A 15,548-nucleotide genomic window follows, 5' to 3' on the forward strand; every position below is an offset into this window, starting at 1 on the left:
GCACAACCGTCCAGGAGGTGGAGTGATGGCGTCGCTGCGAGATCCCATGCTGTTCGAGATGGCATGGGCGGCCGATCCCCCGTTGCTCGTCAACCCGGACCTGGGGGTGGCGAAGCTGACCTCCGGCAATCCCGCGAAGTCCCTGCGCAGCGACGTCACCCTGCTGGACTCCACCGATCACCGACTGCTGCGCTCCGGGGTGGTGCTCGCCCACCGGGTCGTCGACTCCCTCGGCGAGTGGTACATGGACTCCCCGGGTTGGGGGCCCTGGCTCCCGCAGGACTGCTCGGTGACCCTGGACGGAGCCGGCGAACTGCCGCTGGACTTCCGATGTCTCATCAAACCCTTCCTTCGCGGCGCCCCGCTGTCCCCCTCGGCGGCGCTGCGCTGCGATCGCCGGGAGATGAGCCTGGTGGGCCCCGGAGGCGCCGCGCTGGCCGAGATCCGCGACGACCGGATCACCGTGACCCGCTCGGGCGTCACCGTCAGCCGGGCCCGTGAGATCACCCTCACCCCGACCGCCGACATGAGCCCGCGGCTGCGCGACTGGGTGGCCAGCCGGGTGATCGCCCTGGGGGGCACCCAGGTGACCGTGCTGCCCTCCACCCTCGAGCGGCTCGGCCCGCGGATCGGAGCCCTTCCCGACTTCCCGCGGGCGGTGCCGCCGAATGTGGCGGGCACCCTCGAGGGGTTCGTCATCAACCGCTTCGCGCACTGCCTGCGGGCCGTGATCGAGGCCGACCTGACGGCCCGCAGCACCGGAATGGGGTTGCACTCGGGAACCGCGGCCCACCTCATCGCCCACTCCCGGGAGCCCGGCGTCCTGCCCGACCGGCCGGTCCCCGACGAGCTGCTGGACCTGGGGGCCGACCCGGTGACGGTCACCACGATGGGCATCCACGACGACCGGCACGGCAGGATCGACTCCCTGCTGGAGGCGCTGGGCGCCCTCGGCACCGTGATCGACGGCCTGTCGGAGCTGCTGGAACCGCGCTGGGTGCAGGAGGCGACCCTGCTGCTGGACAAGGTCCGCGAGCTCGACACCGACCGGATCACGGTGCACCGGATGCCCGAGAGCTACTACTCCCTGCTCACCATGATGGTGGTGGCGGTGCGCGCCCCGAAGCTCACCTGCGACGGCACCACCCCGGCCCGCCCGGTGCTCACCGCGATGGTCCGGCGCGGCGTCTCCCAGGTGGTGCGGCTGTGCGACCGGTTGGAGGCCGACTCCGACCACGGCTGGGCTCGCGCCCGCCGCTGCACCGATGTGACCACCGCGCTGGCCTCGACCCTCAAGGAGTCGAAGCGGGCCGCGAAGGTCGCCCACCGGCTCGGCAGGCTCCACCGGGTGCTGGCCGGAACCGGGTCGGTCAACGAGGGGCCCACCCCCGAGGAGGTCGCCCTGCTCACCCCGGGTCAGGCCTTCGAGGAGGGACGCCGACTGGAGCGCCGGCTGGTGAGTACCGCCAGGGCCCGGCGCCAGTTCGTCATCGACTGGCCCCATCGTCGCGCCAAGCTCCTCAAGGCGGTCACCCCGTGACCGGCCTCTTCGTGGTCCTGGAGGGCGGCGACTCGGTGGGCAAGACCACCCAGGCCCGCTGTCTGGACCGCTGGCTGGACCGCGCCGGCGTCAGCCATCTGCTCACCCGCGAGCCGGGGGACACCGCGGTCGGCGCCAGGATCCGCAGCCTGCTCCTCGACCCGGCCTCCGGGGCGATCAGTCCCAAGGCCGAGGCGCTGCTCTACAACGCCGACCGGGCCCAGCACCTGGACGAGGTGGTGCGCCCGGCGCTGTCCCGCGGCCAGATGGTGATCTGCGACCGGTATGTCGACTCCACGCTGGCCTACCAGGGCGCCGGAAGGGTGCTGGAGGCTGGTGAGATCGCCTCGCTGGCCCGCTGGGCGACCGACGGGCTGCGCCCCGATCTCACCATCCTGCTGGACGCCGACCCCGCCGAGACGACCGCCAAGATCGTCGACAAGGACCGGCTGGAGGCCGAGAGCCTCGACTTCCACCGACGCGTCCGCGCCGAGTTCCTGAGGCTCGCCGGCACCGATCCCGAGCACTACCTGGTGCTGGCGGCCCGCGACTCCCGCGAGTCGATCGCCGCGGCGATCCGGCACCGGCTCGCACCGCTGCTGGGCAGCTCGGAGGAACTGTCGGACCTCGATGGCATCGTGGCCCCATGAGCACGACGAGTGGGGAGGCGATGACCGGGGTGTGGTCCGACCTGGTCGGCCAGGAGTCGGCGGTGGCAACCTTGCGCCGCGCCGTCGAGCAGGGCGGACACGCGATGAGTCACGCCTGGCTGCTCACCGGCCCTCCCGGTTCGGGACGGTCGAACGCCGCCCGCGCCTTCGCCGCCGCCCTGGAGTGCCCCGAGAACGGCTGCGGGCACTGCAATGCCTGCCGCACCGCGCTGTCGGGAGCCCATCCCGATGTCTCCCTGGTGCGCACCGAGACCCTGTCGATCGGGGTCGACGAGGTGCGCGACCTGGTCCGCCGGGCGGCCATGAGCCCCTCGACCGGCCGCTACCAGGTGGTGGTCGTCGAGGACGCCGACCGGATCACCGAGAGGGGCGCCGACGCCCTGCTCAAGGCCATCGAGGAGCCGGCGCCGCTGACCGTCTGGATGCTGTGCGCCCCGACCCCCGACGACGTCATCATCACGATCCGTTCGCGCTGCCGGCAGCTCCACCTGGCGACCCCCCGAGACGAGGCCGTCGCCCAGCTGCTGGTCTCCCGCGACAAGGTGCCCCCGGAGCTGGCCGCCACCGTGGCCCGGGCCGCCCAGGGCCACATCGGGAGGGCGCGGCGTCTGGGCCTCGACGAGAATGCCCGCCGACGTCGCGACGAGATTCTGGCCCTGCCCACCCGGTTGCGCGGTCTGGGCGACTGCCTTCGGGCCGCCCAGGAGCTCGTCACCCAGGCCGGCGAGGAGGCGGCTGCCGCGACCGCCGAGCAGGACACCCGGGAGCGCACCGAGCTGGAGAGGGCGCTGGGCTTCGGCACTCACGGGGCCCGGCCCAGGCATGCCGCGGCGGCCCTCAAGGATCTGGAGGACGAGCAGAAGCTGCGCGTCAAGAGGATGCAGCGCGACGCCCTGGACCGGGTGCTCACCGAACTCACCACCTTCCACCGCGACGTCCTGGCCCTGCAGACCGGGGCGGTGCGCCGCGGCGAGGAGGACCGGCTGACCGGCACCAGACTGGTCAACTCGGCGATCACCGGGCAGCTCCACCAGGTGGCGAGCTCGTCGACCCCCGATGACACGATCCGACGGATCGACGCGATCCTGGAGGCGCGGACCGCTCTGGAGACCAATGTCGCCCCGCTGCTGGCGATGGAGGCCCTGCTCACCAGCATGGTCGCCCCCGCCGGCTGACGCCGTGCTGAACTCGAGGGCCGACGCTGTGCTGCACCGGAGGGCTGACGCCGTGCTGCACCGGAGGGCTGACGCCGTGCTGCACTGGAGGGCTGACGCCGGGCGAGGGAGCGGGCGGGCGTGTTGGTCCACTACCGTGGCCGGTGACAATGAGACAGTGAGACCGTGCCGTGCCGTATCACCAGGACACGGCCGATTCGAGCCATGAGGAGCTGACGTGAGCAAGGCTGTCAAGAGGACGACCGGGAGCAGCGTCCCCGACGACGCTGACAACGAGACCACGCGCGTCATCTCGTCGGAGGACGTGACCGAGACGCAGGTGCTCGGCACCGGGCAGAAGGGTCCCGTCGTCCCCGACTCCGCCGAGGATTCCGGCGACGATTCCGCCGAGCGCACCAGGGTGATCTCCGATCAGCCGCTGGCCGCCGATGAGGACCTGGAACGCCGTGAGGCCGAGGAGCGACGCCGTCAGGACGCCGAGCGCAGGGCCCGGGAGCGCGCCGCCCTCGAGCGGGCCGCCCGGGAGCGTGCCCTGGGCACCGTGACCCCGCCCCCCGCCGAGCCGGAGCCGGCCCCCGTCGACGTGCCCAGGCCGGTCACCGATCGCGCCTTCGCCTCCCTGGGTCTGTTCGTCTTCCGCGTGGTGGTCGCGGGGGTCCTGGGTGTGCACGGCTTCCAGCACCTCACCCAGCGTCCCGAGACCTACGCGATGATCGAGCGGATCGGATTCCCGTACACCACCCAGCTGGTCTGGGTGCTGGGCATCGGCGAGTGCCTGGCCGCGCTGGCGATCCTGCTGGGCCTGTGGACCCGGATCGCGGGTCTGGGCGCGATGACCATCGGGGTGCTCGCCCTGGTCTTCGTCCACTGGGACGGCCTCAACATCTTCGCCACCTCCGGGATCGACGGCGAGCCCGCCCTGCTGTTGGCCGCCTGCGGCTTCCTGCTGTTCTGCGTCGGCAGCGGTGGATTCGGGATCGACGCCGGCCCGCGTCGGCGTCGCGCCCTCAAGAAGGCCAATCGCTGAACCACATGGGGTGATGCTCTAGGCTCGCCCCATGTCCCAGGTCATCGCTGTCGCCTTCCAGGAGAACGGCAGGCTGCACTACCTCGACGTCGGAACCCTCAAGGTCACGGTCGGCGACTGGGTGCTCTACCCGACCCCCGACGGCGACGAGGTGGCGCGCTGCGTGTGGGGACCGGAGGAGGTCCGCGACGTCGACCCGGTCGCTCCCCGGTGCGCCGGGCTGGCCGACCACAAGCAGGTGCGCCGGGCCGCGGAGAACCGGGTCCAGCGCGAGCAGGACCTCGAGGTGGTGCGCGAGGTGGTGGCCGAGCACCACTTGGAGATGGACCTGCTGGCCGTCGACATCGTCGAGCCGGAACCCGGCTCCCGGGTGGTGGCGATCTACTACCGCAGTGCCCACCGGGTGGATTTCCGCGCCCTGGTCCCCGACCTCGCCGGCCGGTTGCGGTGCCGGGTCGACATGCGTCAGGTCACCGGCCGCAACCCGGCCCGGATCACCGGAGGGGTGGGGGTCTGCGGGCGCGACCTGTGCTGCACCACCTTCCTGGACGAACCCGAGGCGATCGGGATGAGACTGGCGGCCGAGCAGGGGTTCTCCTCGAACCCGCTGGCGGTGACCGGGGCCTGCGGCAAGCTGATGTGCTGCCTGCGCTACGAGCACCCCTACTACACCGACTTCAACGCCGCCGCCCCTGCTGTGGGCCAGACCGTCGAGACCCCGTCGGGAACCGGCCGGGTGGTCGGTCACGACGCCCCCTCCCAGTCCGTCCACGTCGCGGTGGAGGGCCGGACGGTGAGCTGCCCGCTGGCCTCGGTGTGCACCACCGCGGCGCGCCGGCGCAGCCGGGAGGATCGGTCATGACCGGACAGATCATGAGTCGTCCAGGTGTGAGGCGTCCAGGTGTGAGACGTCGAGTGGCCGGGCTGTGCGCCGGTCTCACCGCCGCCGTCGTCCTGCTGTCGGGATGCCAGGTCGGGGAGGGGTCATCCTCCGGACTCGCCTCGCAGCCGACGCAGTCTGCCTCCGGGTCTGGTGCTGCGGGGTCGGGCTCCGGATCGGGTTCTGCCGGCACTGAGGACTCCCTGCCCAAGCTGTCCTGGAAGCGCGCGACGGCCAGTGCGGTGGCCGACCCGCCGGTGGCCTCCTTCAATCCCGCCGCTCATGACGTCTTCACCGGCTACACCTCCCCGGACCGCCAGTCGGGCAGTGGTTCCGCCACGCCGAAGGGGTTCTCCTCGGCCCCGGCGGGTGCGGGGATGAGCCGCTACCTCGACCAGCAGATCAGCTGGACCGCGTGCGGCTCCTTCCAGTGCGGCACCGTCCTGGTGCCACTGGACTGGGACTCCCCCGACGGCCAGGCGATCACCCTGACGATGAAGCGCAAGCAGGCCACCGAGCGCTCCGGGAACCGGCCGGCCAAGGGCACGATGTTCATCAACCCCGGCGGCCCCGGCGTCTCCGGGCAGGACATGCTCACCTCCTTCGAGACCGGCTCCTTCCCCGGCTACGACGTCATCGCCTGGGATCCGCGCGGATCGGGACAGTCCACCCCGGTGGCCTGCGGCACCGCCGCCCAGACCGACGCCTTCTTCGACCTGGACTCCTCACCGGACTCCTCGGCCCAGTGGTCCGCGGTGATCGCCGGCAACGAGGCCTTCGCCCAGCAGTGCCGGCGCGCCTCCGGCGCGCTGCTGGACCACATCTCGACGATCGACACGGCCCGCGACCTGGACTACCTGCGCACCCGGGTCGGGGACCCGAAGCTCAACTACCTGGGCATCTCCTACGGCACCTTCATCGGCGCCACCTACGCCGAGATGTACCCGCGACGGGTGGGACGGATGGTGCTCGACTCGGCGGTGAACATCACCAGCAACGACTCGGTGAGCCAGGTGATGGGATTCGACAAGGCCTTCCACGCATTCGCCGGCTGGTGCGCCCGCAACGACAAGGAGTGCGGCCTGGGAGGATCCGCCGATGAGGTCGTCAGGCGCACCCAGAACTTCCTGGCCGGGCTGGACTCCCGGCCGCTGACGGTCGGGTCCAGATCCCTCACCCAGAACCAGGCGGCCACCGGGATCGCCTTCTACCTCTACTCGGGAGCCGACTCCTACAAGTACCTCGCCGGCGCCCTCGGCTGGGCGATGGAACGGGGCCAGGGGAAATACCTGCTGGCCGCCGCCGATTCGCTCAACGGGCGAGACGTCGAGACCGGCAAGTGGGACAACTCGGCCTACGCGTTCCCGGCGATCCTGTGCAAGGACTCGGCCGATCCCGGCCTGGCCGGAGCCCGGGCCCAGTGGGAGATCGACCAGAAGCGGGCGCCTCTGCTGGGCCGACCCTTCGGCGTCGGCCTGGTCTGCACCTACTGGACCGCGAAACCCGCTACCCAGTTGAGGATCTCCGCGAGGGGAGCCGCACCGATCGTGGTCCTCGGGGTCACCGGGGATCCGGCAACCCCCTACCAGCAGGCCCAGTGGATGGCCCAGCAGATGTCCTCGGCGGTCCTGGTGTCCTGGCGCGGGGCGGGGCACTCGGCCTGGTCGCTGGGCAACAGCTGCCTGCGCAACTCCGTCACGGGGTATCTCAACGGCGGCGTGGTGCCGCGCAACGGACTCACCTGCTGAACGGGGCCCGCCTGTTGAGCGGTGCCGGACTTGTTGAGCGGTGCCGGCGCGGCGTCCTGAACGCCTTCCGGGCGGCCGGGAGTCCGGTTTTGGGGTTCGTCGCTACCGTGGTCGATGTTCAGGCCCGAGGCGGGTCTCCCCGGTCCGGCGACCAGGGACGACTCCAGCCACAGCGGGCGAGGTCGTGCAGAAGGGACCGCGATGCCGGGGACCGTGGGAGGCAGATGCCTTCGGCTCGCCGCGGTGCTGGCCCTGGTCGCGGTGATCCTCGTCCTGGAGCTCGCCTGGCGCAACCATGTCTGGTCCGGCCTGGAGCGCCGCGACGGCCAGTGCGTCATGGTGGGGACGCGGGTCGACAACGGCAATGTCCCGGTGGTCTCGTGTCAGCGCACCGGCGCCCGGCTGGTGTCCAGCGTGGTGCGGCCCAGCGGGGACTGCCAGCACGGCGAGGAGAAGGTCAGCGTCCGTCAGGAGATGAGCCACGACACCGGCTACATCGGTGCGCTGTGCCTGAGGACGCCGCAACCAGAGAGGTGAACCGGCACGGCTGTCACACAGTCGGGTCGCCCGGTCTGGTCGAGCAGTCTGGTCGCGCCGGTCAGTGCAGCATCGCCGACCGGAGCACGTCGAGGGGCAGCCCGCCCAGGGCCAGCGCCCGGGTGTGGAAGTCCTTGAGGTCGAAGCCCTGAGGATCGGCCGCGCGGGCGGCGTCCCGCAGCTGCAGCCAGGTGCGCTCGCCGAGCTTGTAGGCCGGAGCCTGCCCGGGCCAGCCGAAGTAACGATTCACCTCGAAACGGGCCGAACCCTCGTCCATCGAGACGTGCCGGTTGAAGAACTCCCAGGCCTTGTCCCAGTTCCAAATTCCGCCGCCGACCTCCGCGGGGGCGTCGAACCCGCAGTGCAGGCCGATGTCCAGGACCACCCGGGCGGCCCGCATCGACTGCCCGTCGAGCAGCCCCATGAAATGCCCCGGGTCGTCCATGAACCCGAGGTCGGCCATCAGCCACTCCGCGTAGAGCGCCCACCCCTCGCCGTGGCCCGAGACCCAGCAGTCATTGCGCCGCCACGAGTTGAGCCGGTCGTGCTGGGCGATCGCCGAGGAGATCTGAAGGTGATGGCCGGGCACCCCCTCGTGGTAGACGGTGGTGAGCTCGCGCCAGGTGGTGAACGAGTCGACCCCCTCGGGCACCGCCCACCACATCCGGCCGGGACGGGAGAAGTCCTCGGAGGGGGAGGTGTAGTAGACCCCGCCGTCGTGGGTGGGGGCGATCATCCCCTCGATCCGCCGAGCGGGGGCCGGGATGTCGAAGTGGCTGCCGTCCAGCGCCTCGATCGCCTCATCGGCGCGCGCCTGCATCCACTCGCGCAGGGCGGTGGTGCCCTGGATCTGGTACTTCGGGTCGGCGTCGAGGATCGCGATCGCCTCGCTGACGCTGGCACCCGGGCGGATCCGCGACGCCGTCTGGCGCTGCAGCTCCTCGATGCGGGCCAGTTCCTCCTGGCCCCAGCGGTAGGTCTCGACCAGATCGATGGTCGAGCCGAGGAACTCCCGGGAGGCCAGCCGGTAACGCTGGACGCCGACGGCGTCCTCGTCGGTGGAGGCCGCGAGGAGGGGCCCGCTCAGTTCCGCGACGGCCCGCTCGAAGCCGCCCCGCGCGACCTCCAGGGACTCCGCCAGCCGGGTGCGCAGCCCCTCCGGAAGAGGACCGGAGGAGGTGGTGGCGCCGGCGAGGTACTGGTCCAGGAAGCCGCCCGAGGCGGTCCATCCGGTGACCTGGTCGGCCAGCAGCAGGACCTGCCGACGGGCCGGCAGCACGCCGGCCTCCACGGTGGCGCGCTGGGAGGCCATCCAGCCGTCGATCGCGGCCGGCACGGCGCTCAGACGCCGGGCGATCGTCTCCCACTGCTCGAGGGTGTCGGTCGGCATCGCGTCGTAGACGGCGCGGATCGAGTGCAGGTCTGTCTCGATGCCGTTGACCGACAGCAGGTCGAAGCCGTTGTCGTGCACCTCGGCCTGCAACCCGAGCCGGTTGCGCATCGCCGCGACCGTGACCTTGTCGACGTCGTCGCCGGGCATCGCCTGGTCCAACTCGTCCAAGGTGTTCATGGTGAGCCGGTAGCGGGCCTCCAGACCGGCGGGGGAGAGGTCGTCGTACTCGTCCTGGCGGACGTCCAGACCGAGTTCGGTGGCGAACAGCGGGCTCGCCTCCACGACCGCGGAGTAGTACCGCTCGGCGACCTGGTCCACCTCGGTGTGGGGGTGGACGGCGTTGTCGGCCGGGGCTGAAGAGTCAGGAGTAGTGGTCACGACAGTGACGTTATCGTGACCCTCCGACAGTTCTCGACAGAGCGGGTGTCAGGCCGGGAAACGGGGCGGGTGACAGGCCGGGTGACAGGATTTCCGCAGGCGCCTCGGCGACCGGTATAGTCGCAGCGGTCCGCCGAGCGCTCCCAGAGCCGAGCGGCGGGCAGGCCGTCGTAGCTCAGTCGGTAGAGCGACGCTCTCGTAAAGCGTAGGTCACGGGTTCGATTCCCGTCGACGGCTCCGATGAAACACCTGGTCAGAAGTTCTTGGCTAGGCGTTTTGCCATATTCCGGCCCTGCTGTGTCCCTGTCGGGCCTGGCCTGGCGTGCTGCGAGTTCAGGTGCTCAGAACTGTCAGACCCTCCTGCTTGACTTGGGAAATGGAACTTCTCACTGAGGGTGTCGGCCTCCGTTCAGGCCTTGATGCGGATCCAGTTGATGACGTCGTCGGCGTGGCGCCGGGCGGTGGTGTCGGCGTCCCAGTCGGTGCCGAGGGGGACGGCGATCCTCCGGCTGCACCAAGTGCTGTGGAGCCGAGTTCTGTGGAGCTGAGTCCCGGGCACACGAGTCCGGTTCAGTTGAGCCCCGCCGAGGCCGAGGAGCTGGGCGTCCGGCTGCAGCAGGTGGCGGTGCGCCGGGCTCGCATCGATCATGACTTCTGCGACCTGGTCGACCAGTTCGACGCCGGGGACGGGTTCGCCGCCTTCGACGGCGTGAGATCGACCGCCCACTTCCTGGGGTGGGCCTGCGGTCTGGGCGAGCTTGCCGCTCGGGAGCACGTCAGGGTGGCCCGGGCGCTGCGCCAGATGCCCCGGACCAAGGAGTTGTTCGCCGCCGGACGGTTCTCCTACTCCAAGGTCCGTGAACTCACCCGGCTGGTCGGGGTGCTCGACGAGGAGAGGATGACCGATCTCGCACTGAAGATGACTGCCTCCCAACTGGCCCGCACCGTGGCGGGATACCGGTTGGCCGCCGGATCGCGGATCGCCGCGGCACCGACCCGCCGCTACTCCAGCCGGCCCTCCGTGGACGGCATGGTCCGCATCTCCATCACCCTGCCCGCCGAGGAGGCCGCCCTCATCGAGGCCGCGGTGGAAGCCGCATGCCGGATCATGCAGAGTTCCGACGATGGGCAGGTGGCTGACAATGCGCAGGGGGCCGACGGCGCCAAGGGGGTCGGTGAGGGCGGACAGGAGAGTGAGGCTGACGTTCAGGACGGTCTGCCCGGAGCTGACCATGAGTCCGCGCTCGGCACCGATCCCGACACCGGTCGGGACACGAGATGGGAGCCGCCCGATCGCGTCCAGGGGCTGGTCGACGTCGCCACGGCTTTTCTGGACCAGGACCGCCGGGCACCCGAGGACGACCACACCCTCGTCGTCGTCCACGTCGACGCGAGCATCCTCGAGGCGACCCCGGCCGCAGCCACGCAGACAGAGTCCGGGCCTGTGACCGAACCCGTTCCCGCGGGAACGCCCGAGGGATCCCCCGCCGCGACCCGCCAGACCGAGGCGCAGGCCGGGCAGGGGACCGAGCAGGGTGAGAGCTCCCGCGGGAACTCAGGGAACTCCGAGGTGCCCGGGAGCTCAGGGGAGCCCGCGGAGTCCGAGGAGACCCCGATCGGGCAGGTCCTGCCGGGACTCGAGGAGTCAGGTCCGATCACGTCAGGTCCAGTCACGACGGGTCTGCCGGTCCGAGGGTTGTGCACCGTGGACGGGCAGGGGCCCATCGAGGCAGCCACCGCCCAGCGACTGTCGTGCACCGCGTCTCTCCAAGGCGTGATACGCGACAAAGGCGGCAACGTGCTGGCTCTGGGCCGCACCCGCCGACTGGCATCCCGCGCCCAACGACGGGCCCTGCGGATCCGCGACCACCACGTCTGCGGCTTCCCCGGCTGCACCAGGACGCACCATCTGGAGGCCCACCACGTGGTCGCCTGGTCGGCCGGTGGACCCACCGATCTGGACAATCTTATCCTGGTCTGCCGCGCACACCACATGCTCGTCCACGAGGGCGGGATCAGCATCGAGGCCGCCGCCGGGTCCGGACCCTCGCGGTGGGCGTTCCGGCTTCCCGACGGACGACTGGTCCAACCCGAGCGGTACCCCGTGATGGCTGACGCCGACGACATGATCCAGATTCTCGGATCCCAGGCCGGCAATGACCGTCGGGAAAGGGGCGGGCCCTTCAAGGAGGCGAGACCTCGCGAGGACATGGACGCCGAGGAGCCCATCGACCCCAACCTCATCTACCCGGAGGGTGGCGGAGAGGGGTTCGATCTGCATGCATGCGTCAGAGTTCTGTTCGACCTCACCCTCGAGAAGGACGGCCAGGTCGATCGGGCCGCCTGACGCCGCCGACCTTTTGCGCCGACGGGTGTCGATAGATGTCGACGGGTGTTGACGGGTGTTGACGGGCAGGCATCGATTCAACGCACCGAACCGCCACAGTCCGCACCGAACAGTCGGAGTTCGCCCGCGGGCCCGGCCGGATGACCCTTGCCATTGCGAGGATGGCGATCCCGGTTCCGCCACGGAGGTCGCCATGTCCCAGCTGCTGCCCACCGACCCCATCCAGGTGGTCCGCGCGGGCCCGCAGCGCTGGGAGGACGTCTCCACCGTGATGGGACGTCGCGGCGGGTCGGCGTCCTGCTGGTGCCAGTTCTTCCGGCTGCGCGGCACCGAGTGGACCGGCTCGACCCGCCAGGCCAACCGGGAGTCGCTCAGACGCCAGGTCTGCGAGGACGCCATGCCTCCCGGTCTGCTCGCCTATCTGGACGGCGAACCTGTCGGATGGTGCGCGGTCGCCCCGAAGTCCGCGTATCCCAGAGTGGTGGCCGCGAGGGGCACCGGCCAGGCACTCGACGGCGTCTGGTCGGTGGTCTGCTTCGTGGTGCGGGTCGGGTACCGGCGTCGGGGCGTCGCCCGCCGGCTCATCGAGGGGGCCGTCGAGTTCGTCCGCGAAGAGGGCGGCCGGGTGGTGGAGGGATACCCGGTCGACCCCGCCCGGCGTTCCTCGATCAGCGCCGACGAGCTCTACCACGGCAGTCTCGGGCTGTTCACCGACGCCGGGTTCACCGTCGTCTCGCGTCCTTCGAAGGCCCGAGTCCTGGTGAGCCTCGACCTCGACCAGCGGTGACCCCGACCCGGGCCGACCCCCGCCTCAGACGACTCCAGCCCCGGTGGGCCTGCTGCATGTTAGGTTCCGCCTGTGAGCATGCGGATCCATGATCTCGGACCCGTGGAGGTCGAGATCGATGGCCGGAGGACGCAGCTCGGCGCCCGACCGCAGGCCGTCCTGGCGGTCCTCCTGAGCCACGCCAACGAACGCGTCTCGGTGGCCGCCCTGGCCGAGGCCGTGTGGGCCGACTCCGGACGAATGGGCTCCCAGTCGACCCTCGAGAGCCACGTCTGGCGGGTCCGCCAGGTGCTGGAGCCCGACCGCCCGCACCGCCAGGCGTCACGAGTGCTCCTCACCGAGTCCGGCGGCTACCGGCTGGCGGTCGACGTCGACCAGGCAGACTCGCTGGAGTTCCTCGACCTGGCGGGACAGTCCCGCGATCTCGTCGACGCCGATCCGCGCCGCTCCCTGCGCTGCTGCGAGGAGGCGCTGGCGCTGTGGCGGGGAGATCCCTTCGGGGCCTCGGCGGACGCGCTGTGGGCCGCCGCCGCGGTGTCGCGGCTGGTGGAGATCCGCGAGCAGGTTCAGATCCGCAGGGTCCAGGCCCTGCTGGCCTGCGGCGAGGTGGATCGGGCAGTCGTCGACTCGGGCACCCTGATCCGCGACCTCCCGCTCAACGAGGACGTCTGGGCCCAGCGGATGACCGCTCTCTACCGCGCCGGGCGTCCCGACGAGGCGCTGCAGGCCTTCCGCACCGCCAGGGATCTGATGCTGGAGGAACTCGGTCTGGACCCGGGCCCGACGCTGCAGAACCTGCACGCCAGGATCCTCGCCCAGGATGAGGATCTGCATCACCCGCAGTCCGCGCAACCGACAGCGCAACCGGCCTCCTCACCGACCGCAGCCCCGCATCCGGTGCGGCCCGCGACGAACCTGCCCCGGCGTCTGCCCCCACTGATCGGACGAGGGGCCGAACTGGCCTCCCTCACCGCCCTGATCGCCGACCACGGGTTGGTGACGGTGGTGGGCGCCGCCGGCTGCGGCAAGACCCGGCTGGCGATCGAGGTGGCCCGGCACGGCGGCGAGACCTTCCCCGACGGGGTGTTCATCGTCGACCTGGGATCGGTCGAGCGGTCCGGCCTGGTCGCCGAACTGGTGGCCAGCGTCATCGGCCTGGCCCCGGCCCCGGCCGGCTCGGTCGAGGAGCAGCTGCGCCAGCACCTGGCCGACCAGCAGATACTGCTCGTGCTCGACAACTGCGAACACCTCGTGCCGATGCTCTACGACCTCATCATGGAGGTTCTCGACGACGACTCCGACACCCACGTGCTGGCCACCAGCCGCGAGCCGCTGGCGGTTCCCGGCGAGATCACCTGGCCGCTCAACCCCCTCATCACCCCCGCCGACGGCGACCGGGCCGGCTCCACCGCGCTGGAACTGTTCCTCGCCAGGGTGCGCGAGGCCAATCCCACCCTGGCCCTCGACGACGTCTCCCTGGATCTGGCGGCCGAGATCTGCAACGACGTCGACGGCCTGCCGCTTGCGCTGGAACTCGCGGCGGCACGGGTGCGCACCGCATCGCTGTCGGAGATCGCCGACCAGGTGCGCACCGACCCGGGTGGTCTGCGACGGGTCGGCGGCCGAGGAGACCACCGACGCACCCTGCGCCAGGTGATCGAGTGGAGCCATCGGCTGCTGGAGCCGGAGGAGAGGCTCGTGCACCGGCGGCTGTCGGTGCTGCGCGGCGCCTTCACCCGCGACTGCGCGGCCACCGTGGCCGGGTTCGCGCCGCTGTCGCCCGGGCAGGTCCCCGACCTGCTGGAGTCCCTGGTGAACAGGAGTCTGCTGCTGGCCCTGAGGGCGGAGGAACCGGGCGAGGAGTCCACCTTCCGCCAGCTCGCCACCGTCCGCGCCCATGCGGCGCTCGCCCTGCGGGAGGCCGACGAGTCGATCGCCACCATCGACAGCCGCCACGACTGGCTGCGCGGCATGCTGGCCCGCAGACCCGGGGACGGCCGGGCCGATGAGCACGGCTGGTACCGGGAACTGGACGTCGACTTCGCCACCGTGCGGGCCAGCCTCGAGTCCACCCTGGTGGATGATCCCGGGCCGCTGGGGTGCTTCGTGCTGTCGCGCGTGTCGAACTTCTGGTACCACCGCGGCCGCATGATCGAGGGCCTCAAATGGCTCCAGCTGGCGGTTCCCGCACCTGTCGGCAGCGATCCGACCGACGCCGCGATGACCGAACTCAACCTGGCGGCGGCCGAGGGGATGCGCGGCCGGTTCGACAGCTCCCGACCACTCTTCGATCATGCTCTCGCCGAGCTGCGGGAGGTGCCGCCGGACCGTCTCACCGACGTCGTCGAGCTGCTGGCCTCCGCCGCCCTGGTCGGTGCCCTGCACCGCAACTTCCAGATGGTGGCGGTGCTGGGACGACGTCTTCAGGAGATGGCCGCCGACGGCGACCCGGCCTTCCGGCTGATGGCCGACGCGGTCACCTGCTTCGCCGAGATCGAGTCGACCCCGCCCCAGATCAGCGTGGAGCGGGCCACCGAGCTCTACCACCGCGGGCTGGCCGACGGGGTGCTGCTGACCTGCTGGATCTGCTGCATCATGCTCGCCGCCCTGTCGGTGCGGACCAGCGGTCCCGAGGAGGGGCTGATCTGGAACCACCGGATGATCGAGGTCCAGATCCGGCTCGGTGCCCGTCCGGAGTCGATGCCCATCGAGGGGCGTGCGCTGTTGATCATGGCCACCGGGCAGTTGCGCGAGGGGGTCGCCCTGTTCGCCGCCTCCGAGGCGCAGAGCCGCCGGGCCGGACTCGGCTGGCCCGCCATGCCGGCCACCGAGGGCCAGTTGGCGATGGCGCGCGAGAGGCTGGGCGAGGAGGCCTACCGGGCGGCCTGGGAGGCCGGCCTGAGCCTGACGATCGAGGAGGCCCTGGATCTGGAGCGGTGACGTCTCCAAGCAGCGGCGTCGCCAAGCGGTGACGTCTCCAAGGGTGTGGATCATGGCTTGGAGCGATTTTGGATCACGGTCTCGCACCATCGATCTGTCGGCGGAACCGCCGGCCCTGAATCTCA

The 15,548-nt window shown here is 71.0% G+C and carries 12 protein-coding genes and 1 tRNA gene; 11 read left to right on the forward strand and 2 right to left on the reverse strand.

The genetic code is table 11. The annotated features are described in order from the left end of the window. The first annotated feature begins 25 nt into the window (after positions 1 to 25). From FEZ32_RS06415 to FEZ32_RS06445, 7 genes are all read left to right on the forward strand, one after another. Positions 26 to 1,540 (forward strand): hypothetical protein, encoded by a 1,515-nt coding sequence (locus tag FEZ32_RS06415; RefSeq protein ID WP_028702222.1) that lies wholly within the window; start codon positions 26 to 28, stop codon positions 1,538 to 1,540. Then, the gene (gene tmk / locus FEZ32_RS06420; RefSeq protein ID WP_420809263.1) at positions 1,495 to 2,190 is read left to right on the forward strand and encodes a dTMP kinase; all 696 of its coding nucleotides are present in this window, start codon (positions 1,495 to 1,497) and stop codon (positions 2,188 to 2,190) included. The genes FEZ32_RS06415 and tmk overlap by 46 nt, the downstream gene beginning before the upstream one ends. Beyond that, positions 2,187 to 3,386, forward strand: a complete 1,200-nt coding sequence (locus FEZ32_RS06425) for a DNA polymerase III subunit delta' (RefSeq protein ID WP_028702221.1) — start codon at positions 2,187 to 2,189, stop codon at positions 3,384 to 3,386. Before tmk ends, FEZ32_RS06425 begins: the two co-directional genes overlap by 4 nt. 217 nt (positions 3,387 to 3,603) lie before the next feature. Next, positions 3,604 to 4,413, forward strand: a complete 810-nt coding sequence (locus FEZ32_RS06430; RefSeq protein WP_138680250.1) for a DoxX family protein — start codon at positions 3,604 to 3,606, stop codon at positions 4,411 to 4,413. Between the two features lie 31 nt (positions 4,414 to 4,444). Beyond that, on the forward strand, positions 4,445 to 5,275 hold the full coding sequence (locus FEZ32_RS06435) for a PSP1 domain-containing protein (protein ID WP_244937932.1): 831 nt from the start codon (positions 4,445 to 4,447) through the stop codon (positions 5,273 to 5,275). Next, positions 5,272 to 7,041: an alpha/beta hydrolase gene (locus tag FEZ32_RS06440; RefSeq protein WP_244937933.1), complete on the forward strand. Its 1,770-nt coding sequence runs from the start codon at positions 5,272 to 5,274 to the stop codon at positions 7,039 to 7,041. The genes FEZ32_RS06435 and FEZ32_RS06440 overlap by 4 nt, the downstream gene beginning before the upstream one ends. Positions 7,042 to 7,242: 201 nt before the next feature. Then, positions 7,243 to 7,578, forward strand: a complete 336-nt coding sequence (locus tag FEZ32_RS06445) for a hypothetical protein (RefSeq protein ID WP_028702217.1) — start codon at positions 7,243 to 7,245, stop codon at positions 7,576 to 7,578. 61 nt (positions 7,579 to 7,639) lie between these two features. Here FEZ32_RS06445 and FEZ32_RS06450 read toward each other — a convergent pair whose 3' ends face one another. Further along, on the reverse strand, positions 7,640 to 9,349 hold the full coding sequence (locus FEZ32_RS06450; RefSeq protein WP_097798270.1) for a DUF885 domain-containing protein: 1,710 nt from the start codon (positions 9,347 to 9,349) through the stop codon (positions 7,640 to 7,642). Between the two features lie 164 nt (positions 9,350 to 9,513). Here FEZ32_RS06450 and FEZ32_RS06455 point away from each other — a divergent pair. After that, positions 9,514 to 9,586: transfer RNA gene (locus FEZ32_RS06455), tRNA-Thr, on the forward strand. Between the two features lie 172 nt (positions 9,587 to 9,758). On the opposite strand, the gene FEZ32_RS13530 is transcribed toward FEZ32_RS06455, so the two are convergent. After that, entirely contained in the window at positions 9,759 to 9,908 is a 150-nt protein-coding gene (locus FEZ32_RS13530) for a hypothetical protein (protein WP_175415747.1), read from the reverse strand. A gap of 15 nt (positions 9,909 to 9,923) precedes the next feature. On the opposite strand from FEZ32_RS13530, the gene FEZ32_RS06460 reads away from it, so the two are divergent. From FEZ32_RS06460 to FEZ32_RS06470, 3 genes are all read left to right on the forward strand, one after another. After that, positions 9,924 to 11,696, forward strand: a complete 1,773-nt coding sequence (locus tag FEZ32_RS06460; protein WP_175415748.1) for an HNH endonuclease — start codon at positions 9,924 to 9,926, stop codon at positions 11,694 to 11,696. A gap of 193 nt (positions 11,697 to 11,889) precedes the next feature. Further along, positions 11,890 to 12,483 carry a GNAT family N-acetyltransferase gene (locus tag FEZ32_RS06465; protein WP_051238060.1) on the forward strand — a complete coding sequence of 198 codons (594 nt, stop codon included), beginning with the start codon at positions 11,890 to 11,892 and terminating at the stop codon, positions 12,481 to 12,483. 78 nt (positions 12,484 to 12,561) lie between these two features. Continuing rightward, the gene (locus FEZ32_RS06470) at positions 12,562 to 15,423 is read left to right on the forward strand and encodes an ATP-binding protein (protein ID WP_244937966.1); all 2,862 of its coding nucleotides are present in this window, start codon (positions 12,562 to 12,564) and stop codon (positions 15,421 to 15,423) included. Positions 15,424 to 15,548 lie beyond the last annotated feature (125 nt).

The sequence above is a fragment of the Acidipropionibacterium jensenii genome (assembly GCF_005890135.1).
Lineage (GTDB): Bacteria > Actinomycetota > Actinomycetes > Propionibacteriales > Propionibacteriaceae > Acidipropionibacterium > Acidipropionibacterium jensenii.

Excerpts from the sequence above, each read along its gene's own strand:
- FEZ32_RS06415 (WP_028702222.1), top strand. The coding sequence starts at position 26 with ATGGCGTCGCTGCGAGATCCCATGCTGTTCGAGATGGCATGGGCGGCC.
- FEZ32_RS06425 (WP_028702221.1), top strand. The coding sequence starts at position 2,187 with ATGAGCACGACGAGTGGGGAGGCGATGACCGGGGTGTGGTCCGACCTG.
- FEZ32_RS06435 (WP_244937932.1), top strand. The coding sequence starts at position 4,445 with ATGTCCCAGGTCATCGCTGTCGCCTTCCAGGAGAACGGCAGGCTGCAC.
- FEZ32_RS06440 (WP_244937933.1), top strand. The coding sequence starts at position 5,272 with ATGACCGGACAGATCATGAGTCGTCCAGGTGTGAGGCGTCCAGGTGTG.
- FEZ32_RS06445 (WP_028702217.1), top strand. The coding sequence starts at position 7,243 with ATGCCGGGGACCGTGGGAGGCAGATGCCTTCGGCTCGCCGCGGTGCTG.
- FEZ32_RS06465 (WP_051238060.1), top strand. The coding sequence starts at position 11,890 with ATGTCCCAGCTGCTGCCCACCGACCCCATCCAGGTGGTCCGCGCGGGC.
- FEZ32_RS06470 (WP_244937966.1), top strand. The coding sequence starts at position 12,562 with ATGCGGATCCATGATCTCGGACCCGTGGAGGTCGAGATCGATGGCCGG.